This is a genomic window from Allocoleopsis sp., from assembly GCF_036703385.1.
Classification (GTDB): domain Bacteria; phylum Cyanobacteriota; class Cyanobacteriia; order Cyanobacteriales; family Coleofasciculaceae; genus Allocoleopsis.
Window position 1 is genome coordinate 1 of sequence record NZ_DATNPA010000290.1, and the last position, 8057, is coordinate 8057.

General features: G+C 47.4%; 9 protein-coding genes. 4 read left to right on the top strand and 5 right to left on the bottom strand.

What is annotated here, in order from left to right; genetic code table 11:
- Positions 1-128 precede the first annotated feature (128 nt).
- Positions 129-2108, top strand: coding sequence for a DNA sulfur modification protein DndD (gene dndD, locus V6C93_RS13885; protein WP_349262713.1), 1980 nt, complete (start codon positions 129-131; stop codon positions 2106-2108).
- 38 nt (positions 2109-2146) lie between these two features.
- On the opposite strand, the gene V6C93_RS13890 is transcribed toward dndD, so the two are convergent.
- The 4 genes from V6C93_RS13890 to V6C93_RS13905 all read right to left on the bottom strand — a co-directional run bounded on the left by V6C93_RS13890 (position 2147) and on the right by V6C93_RS13905 (position 4758).
- Positions 2147-2422 carry a DUF4351 domain-containing protein gene (locus V6C93_RS13890; RefSeq protein ID WP_333477251.1) on the bottom strand — a complete coding sequence of 92 codons (276 nt, stop codon included), beginning with the start codon at positions 2420-2422 and terminating at the stop codon, positions 2147-2149.
- Positions 2423-2503: 81 nt separating this feature from the next.
- Positions 2504-2752 (bottom strand): winged helix-turn-helix domain-containing protein, encoded by a 249-nt coding sequence (locus V6C93_RS13895; protein WP_333477252.1) that lies wholly within the window; start codon positions 2750-2752, stop codon positions 2504-2506.
- A gap of 23 nt (positions 2753-2775) precedes the next feature.
- Positions 2776-3978: a phosphoadenosine phosphosulfate reductase family protein gene (locus V6C93_RS13900; protein ID WP_333477253.1), complete on the bottom strand. Its 1203-nt coding sequence runs from the start codon at positions 3976-3978 to the stop codon at positions 2776-2778.
- Positions 3979-4290: 312 nt separating this feature from the next.
- Positions 4291-4758 (bottom strand): DNA phosphorothioation-associated protein 4, encoded by a 468-nt coding sequence (locus V6C93_RS13905; RefSeq protein WP_333477254.1) that lies wholly within the window; start codon positions 4756-4758, stop codon positions 4291-4293.
- Positions 4759-4834: 76 nt separating this feature from the next.
- Here V6C93_RS13905 and V6C93_RS13910 point away from each other — a divergent pair, with 76 nt between their 5' ends.
- Positions 4835-5830, top strand: a complete 996-nt coding sequence (locus V6C93_RS13910) for a tyrosine-type recombinase/integrase (protein ID WP_333477255.1) — start codon at positions 4835-4837, stop codon at positions 5828-5830.
- A gap of 104 nt (positions 5831-5934) precedes the next feature.
- Positions 5935-6114 (top strand): hypothetical protein, encoded by a 180-nt coding sequence (locus tag V6C93_RS13915; protein ID WP_333477256.1) that lies wholly within the window; start codon positions 5935-5937, stop codon positions 6112-6114.
- Positions 6115-6229: 115 nt separating this feature from the next.
- Here V6C93_RS13915 and V6C93_RS13920 read toward each other — a convergent pair whose 3' ends face one another.
- Entirely contained in the window at positions 6230-6880 is a 651-nt protein-coding gene (locus V6C93_RS13920; protein WP_333477257.1) for a lysophospholipid acyltransferase family protein, read from the bottom strand.
- A 199-nt stretch (positions 6881-7079) separates the two neighbouring features.
- Between V6C93_RS13920 and V6C93_RS13925 the strand changes: the two genes are divergently transcribed.
- The coding region (locus V6C93_RS13925) for a metallophosphoesterase (RefSeq protein WP_333477258.1) at positions 7080-8057 on the top strand (978 nt) is incomplete at its 3' end.

Here is an 8057-nt window from a genome sequence, read left to right on the forward strand (position 1 = left end):
CCTGGGCAGAATTAAAATTCGGCAAAGCTCAATCCTCACCCACTGCCTCCGACTCCCAAGCCGCCTACAACCTCGAAACTACTAGCGTTCCTCAGCCCGAAACGGAAAAAGACTATAGACCGAAAGGGATTCCCCATCTTATCCTCACAGAATTAGTATTGCAGAATTTCGGCCCCTATCGAGGCCAGCACACCATCAACCTCACCTCCCCCAACAACGAACAGCCCATCATCCTGTTTGGTGGCATGAATGGCGATGGCAAAACTACTCTCATCGATGCCATCCGTCTGGCACTTTACGGAAAACGTGCCCAATGCTCAACCCGTGGCAACCTATCTTACAGCGACTTCCTGAGTCAGTGTGTCAACCGTCAAATCAACGACGAACCCACCAGCATTGAACTTGCCTTCCAGCAAACCCTCAACAACGCACCCCAGCCTACTGAATTTCGCATCCATCGTACCTGGACACAGCAACCCAAAAACGGACGCGATACCCTAAAAGTCTCTACAGATGGCTCACCCGATGCCGCCGTTACCCAATCCTGGGATGAACGAATAGAAGACTTACTGCCTCTGGGCATCTCCAATTTGTTCCTATTCGACGGAGAACAAGTCAAAGAACTAGCAGAGCAAGACGAACTCCCTCCCCTCGTTATGAGTGCGATCGCATCACTCCTTGGCTTAGAACTACCCGATCGCCTTTCTACCGATTTAGATGTTCTCATTTCCCGCAAACGCAAGGCAAGCGCCAACCGTCAGGACTTGCAAAAACTCGAAGAAATCGAGCATCGCCTAGAATCCCTCAACGAAGAAAAGCGGACTGCCAAGAAAAAATTAGCTGCCATTCAACCCCAACTGGAAGCCGCTCAAGAAAAGCTAAACCAAGCAGAAGAAACCTTTCTCACCAAAGGGGGCAAAATCGCCGCCGAAAAAACTCAACACGAAACTCAACTGCAACGCTTACAAGAAGAAGCGACAAACCACCGTCAGGCATTGCGCGATTTAGCTACCGGAATTTTGCCCTTAGCCATAATTCAACCCTTGCTGCAACAAGCCCAATCCCAAGCTCAACAGGAAATTCAGCACCAACAACAGCTAGCGGCTCGCGATCTGATACTAACTCGCGATCGCCGCCTTTTAGAATACCTTCCCTCTCTCAAACTCAAACCCACCCAAATCAAGCAGATTCAAGCATTCTTAGCTGACGAACAACAAGCCCTCACCCAATCTCAGATTGATGCTTGGTTAGGTGCTGATGCCGATTGCGTCCAGGAAATTACTGCCATGTTATCACATAGGTTATCCAATCCGATTCAGCAAGCTGGGGAGCGAATCCAGAACTTACAGAATTGCCAAGCCGAAATTGATGCCACCGAACGCTATCTAACCACAGCAGCCGCACCCGAAGTTTACGCCAAGCTCAAACAGCAGTTCCAGCAAGCACAAGCAGAAGTGGTGAAGCTTTCAGCCGACTACGAACAAGCGAAGCGAGAGTTGGAGCAAATCAAAAAAGCGATCGCCCGTGCTAAACAAGAACTCATGGACTACAGTAAATTAGCGATCGAGCAACACACCACCGAACACACGCTGAAAGCCGCCGCTAAAGCTCAAGAAACCCTAAAAGAATTCAAAAAACGCCTCAAACTCCGTAAACTAAATCAACTCGAAACTCTAGTAACCGAGTGCTTCCTCTACCTGCTCCACAAACCGAATCTCGTGCATCGCATCCAAATTGATACTGAAACCTTCTGTCTGTCCCTATTTGATGACGAAGGACAACCCCTACCCAAACATCGCCTCTCAGCGGGAGAGAAGCAACTCCTGGCAATCTCCCTACTGTGGGGGCTCGCCCGTGCTTCCGGACGACAACTGCCCGTAGCGATCGATACACCCCTCGGACGCCTCGACTCCTCCCACCGCAACAATTTGGTCGATCGCTACTTTCCTCAAGCCAGCCATCAAGTTATCCTACTTTCCACGGATACCGAGATTCGAGAAGAAGAAGTCAAACAGTTGAGGGAGAATGGTGCGATCGCTTGTGAATATCTTTTGGAGTACGACACTGAGCAACGTCACACTCAAATCAAACCGGGCTATTTTTGGTAATACCGTTTTCCTAAGCAGTTGCAGTAGAGCTAATATGATTAACCGCTAATCTCATTCAACCAATTTATCATCGCCCCTTCTTCTTCAAAATCAAACAACCTCTCTGCCAACGCTTCCACCCGTTCAATTGGTAAACGGCGAATTTGCTTTTCTAAATCGAGAGAAACAGTTCCAAAACGACGATTAATTTGGCTCAATACAATTTTTTCAACTCCCCGTCGCAGCCCCCTTTCATACAACCAACTCCTCAAAGCCGTTTCACTAGCTAACTTGAATAACGCCTCACCCAATAACTCAATTTCCACATAGGACATTAGGAATAAGTCAGAAATTGGAGTTTAATAGTCTATTTTTTATTGCATCATTTTAAAGGTGTCACGCCACTACATTAGAGCTTACTTATTCTTCAATCCATACTTTCCATCGGGCAGTTTCTTAAAATATTTAGGTTCAATTGAACTTTTTCGATTGACCCCTTCACATCGCCTCTCAATGGCTCCACGAACAATTGCTGTTGGCTCCTTGGCATTGAAAGTATACAAGTTTTTATCGAGGATAGCCTGGGTAATATCAGAAATAGCCATTGGCTGCTTAGCTGCTTGCAACACCTCAATGACCGCTTGAGCAACCGTTCGTTTCTCCATAATTTTTTCCACTATTTAGCAACTCACAATTTATCAAACAATAGGAGCTGAATACTTCCATCTGAGAAGATTTCAGGGAACCACTCATCCCCTCTGGGTTCAGTCCCATCCCACTTTTCAGGATAAGTATTAGCAGCAATCAACTCTTCAATCCGTACCAATTCTTCCTCATTAATCAAGCTAATGGTAGGCCGATTCTCCAACGTCGCCGCCTGATTCACGTCCTCTTGAATCGCTAATACTTGCTCCAGCATCCAGCGACGAGCATCCAGCGTGAGCGGTCCTAACCGATTTTGCTTAGCCGCAAGAGAGCCATCTTTTTTGACTTCGCCATGTTTCCGGTGGCGGTATTGTGGCTTTTTAATTTCCCGATACAGCGGACGCAACCTGCGGAGTGGTGCGAGGTATGCCCATTGTGAATCACCAATCACAGCTTCCAGCGCTCGATCTTCTTGTACCAAAGGACACCCGATGCAGCCAGTTCTCAAGCTCAGCGGTTCCTCAGATTCAGAACCTTCAGAAGTCATGCCATAAACAGCCGCAATCTCCTCCGTTGAAAAGCCCAAAGCTGGAGCTTCAAACATCAACCAATCCCAGACATTACAAATCCGCCAGTGCAGGATTGGAGCTAGGGTATCTGCTACTGCATGAGACGAGCTTTGCTGAAACCAACCCTGTCCACATTCCCCCCCATCTTTGGTACAACTAATGGCAATCCGTTGGTCACGAGCCGCACTCTCTCCAATTCTTACCCCTGTTAACATCAGTAACTTCTCACCGTGCTGCTGGCGTATCTTTTCCAGTTCCCGCTCCATGCTCATCACCTTTAGCTTAGGGGTGCACCAACGGAAGGTATTGCTCGGAGGGGGTACGCCTCGCCCTAACATATACACAAAGTAACGATGATCCAGTTCAGGCAATACCACACGGGTATCAATGCCCCGCTTGCGGAGTTCCTCCATGATGCCCATAGCAGCCACATGAAGGGGTGGCAACTCCTGCCGCGTATCGGCGTAAAGAACCGTCAAACTTTCCGGCTTGGGAATGCGCCCTGTATCAATCAAGTGAGCCACCAGGGTTACAGTTGCGGAAGAGTCTTTCCCACCGCTGAATGCAACAGCCCAGTGCTTGTACAATGCGCCATAATGCGACAGAGATTCAGCAGATAGCTCAATGCTCTTGGGAAGCGTCAAGCGATCCTCTTCAAATAAGCTCGGTGTTCTCACAGTCTCTGTCCCCCATCGCCGTTAAGTGGCATACCTCTACCCAAGGTAGCCTGAATGTTGCGCTTCTATAGCAAAGAGTTTCAAGCAAACAAGCCTTTATACCAATACCATTCGGTTTAAACTGAGTTCTGTCTTGAAAGAGGGGAGTAGGGCATGGGGGAAGAGTCTTTCATTGAATGTTCGTGTGCGTTAGCGTGACGCGAAGGCGGGCGCAGCGAAGCGAGCAAGCGAGGCGTAAGCCCAGCTCATGGGGAGTCTTGCACCAGTAGCATCATCCGCCAGGGATTTAATCAAGGGATGGGTTGAACCGTTTCATAAAAACCGACTCAAATCAAAATCACCTTCAGGCGTTTCTTTTTTAAACCTTTCTGCGCTCAAAATCAACAGCAGTCGCTCGGAATAATCTACCGCTCCCCGCAACTCATCTCGCAAAATATCCAGCCCACCATTGGCATATTCTTCAAAAAGATGGATGCGTTTCTCCTCAGCAATGTCATCTGTTGGGGAGAGAATCTTGGCCTCTTTGGTTTGTGCGATCGCCAGTAACCTTAGCACGCGATCGTATCCCCTGGAAACAAATACCTCTAAGGCAATGGGTGAGACTTCTTTGGTGGAGATGGTTCCCAAAGGCGATCGCTTCTTCCGCTTTGCCCCTAATGCGGCTGCAAACACCATCGCATCGGCATAGGTTTGGAAAGGCCCCGTTGAACTTTCTGAGACGACTAAAGATTTAACCAACTCCGCTTTATCCTTAGCCACCCGAATTCTGTTTGCACCCATTGCCTTCTAATTCCCATAAGAGTAATTATCGGATTTAAGGATGATAACATGAGTATAAAATCCCAAACATTTCACCATGCGGGTAGCTGCAACACCAAGCCCAATCACTCCTCAACCTTCTAACCTGGCTGTCACTACCGCCAACCTCCTAGAAGTCTTTGCCGAGTTTCTTAATATTGATGTCGGTGCTGGCGATGCCGCGTCGGATACCCTGAATACGTACCGCCGCCAAGTTCAGCAATTCGTTGATTGGTGCGATCGCCAAAAAATCCATCCCGCAGAAGTCACGAAAGACGACATCAAGCATTACCGCCGCTGGATGGTAGAAAAGAAGAAATTCAAGCCAGCTACAATAGCATTAAAATTATCTGTAGTCAAGCGATTTTATCAAGCCGCCTTAGAACAAGGGCTGATTCCCATCAATCCAGCCGCTGGCGTGAAACCCCCAAAGGAAAAGCGCGACCCAGCAGAACGCATTTCTTACCTAGAAAAAGCTGAAGTCGAGCAATTTCTGGAAGCGATACCCCAAGATGGAACCCTCAAAGCAGCGCGAGATAAAGCTCTGCTAGCCATTATGACCTTGGAAGGCCCACGTACAGTAGAACTCCATCGAGCCAATATTTCTGATCTGGTCAAGCAAGGAGGAAATATGGGAATTCGGGTGGAAGGGAAGCGAAATATCCGGGTTGTTCCTTTAACTCCAGATATTGCCGGCCTTCTGATGAATTACCTGGAAGCGAGGAAACAGAGTGAGGAAACACTTAAACCATCCAGTCCATTATTTATCGCAGTAGGAAATCGAGCGGGTGGACAGCGGATTTCTCGGCGTGGAATTCGGCTGATAGTGGATTACTATCTCCAAGAAGCAGCACTCAAGCAAACACCAGGGAGAACAATATCAGCTCATAGTCTAAGACATACAGCAGGGACTCTCGCCCTAAGGTCTGGTGCAGAGTTACGCCAAGTGCAAGATTTGTTGGGACACGCCGACCCCAGAACCACCTGTATTTATGCACATGTCGCTGACCGCTGGATGAATAATCCGGCTTTGAAACTAGGAATCAAGATATAACCGTTAACCCCTAGAAAAACCTCAGATTTTTTTGGATAATTTTCCTGTTTTGTTCCCATTAACTATGAAGTATCGATGAAGATACTCGTAAAGATGGGATAAAGATGGGATACTACGATTTTAACGACCACTTCTGGTCACCCCTGGAAGTCTGCGCTCAAGCCCCAAAAAAAGAAGCTTCAGAGAAAAAGTTTAAAATTACGAATCTGGTACAAACTCTATTTAGTGCAGGGTCTCGCCCTAGCACAAGTCTGGTTAAAAAAGCGAATAGCATCATTCATTAATTACATTAATACTCGATATTGTCTTGTAGGTTGGGTTAAGGGACGAAACCCCACTAAGACAAAGGTTGATGGGTTTTGCTATCGCTCTACCCATCTTACAAATAATTAAGTTTCTCTACTTAATAGTTTCTAAACCCCTAAGTAAAGCGTCTTGTAAAGCTTGAGTCAGTGCAAGAGCGGTTTGCTTATCATTCTCCTGACGGTATTCATGGGAGTAAAGCGGAGAACTGATATTGATCAATATGTTGGCACACAGGGAAGCACCTGGGTCATAGCGAATTGCGATCGGAACAATAGGAATTTCCACAGCTTCCGGTAACTTCGCTTCAGCTTGCAGAACCAAACGTGCTAAACCCGTTTTGAGCGGTCGCAAGGGTTGGTCGCGCACAATTCCCCCTTCCGGAAACATCACTAATTTCTTTCCCGCTTGCAACAGTTCGATCGCACAGCGCATCGTGGAAACAGTCGGATGATTTAAGTCAACGGGAAACGCTCCCAATCTTTGAATCAACCAACCCTGGAAGCCCTCAAATTGATTAGCATTGGTCATGAACCGTAACGGTTCAGTACTGAGTAAAGAGATGACGAGTGGGTCCCAACGACTAAAGTGCTTAGGAGCAAGAACCACAGGGCCAGATTCCGGTAGATTTTCATATCCTTGAAAGATAATTTGTCCAAAATAAAGACTCAGAAAAATACGATGGACGGGGAAAAGTGTCCAGTAAAGCCAAGGCATTACAGAAGCGTCTGGTGGAAGAGACTTCATCCGGTTGAGTTACCTGTTGCTGTTCCGTTGAGTTTTAGTGGTAAAGCGGTTCTCAATTGCCTACAATACACCCGGAGCAATTGAAAATTGCCATAACGTTACACGTAGTTTCGCTCAGCCTGACAAATGACAAACAAGTGTTGCGTAAATCCTGAAATACAATCCTCGCCGAAGAATACCATCCGGGAGTTATCCAAGAATGAAATTCGTGTCCGATCCACCCATCTCCGTCAAAATCCGCAAAATGAAGCAGCGGGTGCGGTGGCGAGACCCACTCATTTTAGAGCGGGGCATCGACCAAACTCGGATGGTTTTAGACATAAATGATTCAGATAATCCTGAATTTTCCTTCTTAGTCGTGGGTGATAGTGGTGCAGGACCCCAGCGCGGTCATAACCCTCAACGACAAATCGCTGAACTGATGCTCTCACAACGTGATACCAGTAATTTTGTGTTGCACACGGGCGATGTAATCTACCTCGTTGGCTCCAGCGAGTACTATCAAAAAAACTTTATTTCTCCCTATCGAGAGTTTCTAGTCGGTGGAGAGGAGTACAAAAAGATTGCCTATGACCAGATGGTCTTCAATATGCCGTTTCTCCCCGTGCTAGGAAACCACGACTACTACGACCTCCCTTGGTTGTTTGGTTTGATGACAGGGACTACACTCCCCCTGCGCCGACTCCTCTGGTCAAAACTAGATTTTGACATTGGCTGGCAGGGTTCGGGTCAAGGCCGAGTTTATGCACAGGCATTCATGGATTACCTGAAAGCGTTTAATACTAAGGAGGCGTTTGTCCGTCACTTAGATCAGCATTACACCGCTCAAACAGATACAGGACATTGCCTACGTTATCAACCGGGGACTTTCACCCGCTTACCCAATCGCTATTACACCTTTCGTTTCGGTGGGATTGACTTCTTTGCCCTGGATACGAATACCTTCAATGCACCATCACCCCTACCCAACACAAAACAGGGTGATGAACTCCGTCGCGAACTCTATCAGCGCCGAGATGAGTTAGAACGTTCAGAGGAGAAAATCCTCGACGCTTGTGAGCGACTCAACCCCGACAAACCTGAGGAAGCTGATATTCTGGATGATCAGCAAGCTAAGTTGGAGCAAATTGAGGAAGCCAAGCTGGACATTGAGAAACAACTGACCACCGACAAAAAT

Excerpts from the sequence above, each read along its gene's own strand:
- V6C93_RS13905 (WP_333477254.1), bottom strand. The coding sequence starts at position 4,758 with ATGGGTGCAAACAGAATTCGGGTGGCTAAGGATAAAGCGGAGTTGGTT.
- V6C93_RS13910 (WP_333477255.1), top strand. The coding sequence starts at position 4,835 with ATGCGGGTAGCTGCAACACCAAGCCCAATCACTCCTCAACCTTCTAAC.
- V6C93_RS13915 (WP_333477256.1), top strand. The coding sequence starts at position 5,935 with ATGGGATACTACGATTTTAACGACCACTTCTGGTCACCCCTGGAAGTC.
- V6C93_RS13920 (WP_333477257.1), bottom strand. The coding sequence starts at position 6,880 with ATGAAGTCTCTTCCACCAGACGCTTCTGTAATGCCTTGGCTTTACTGG.
- V6C93_RS13895 (WP_333477252.1), bottom strand. The coding sequence starts at position 2,752 with ATGGAGAAACGAACGGTTGCTCAAGCGGTCATTGAGGTGTTGCAAGCA.
- V6C93_RS13890 (WP_333477251.1), bottom strand. The coding sequence starts at position 2,422 with ATGTCCTATGTGGAAATTGAGTTATTGGGTGAGGCGTTATTCAAGTTA.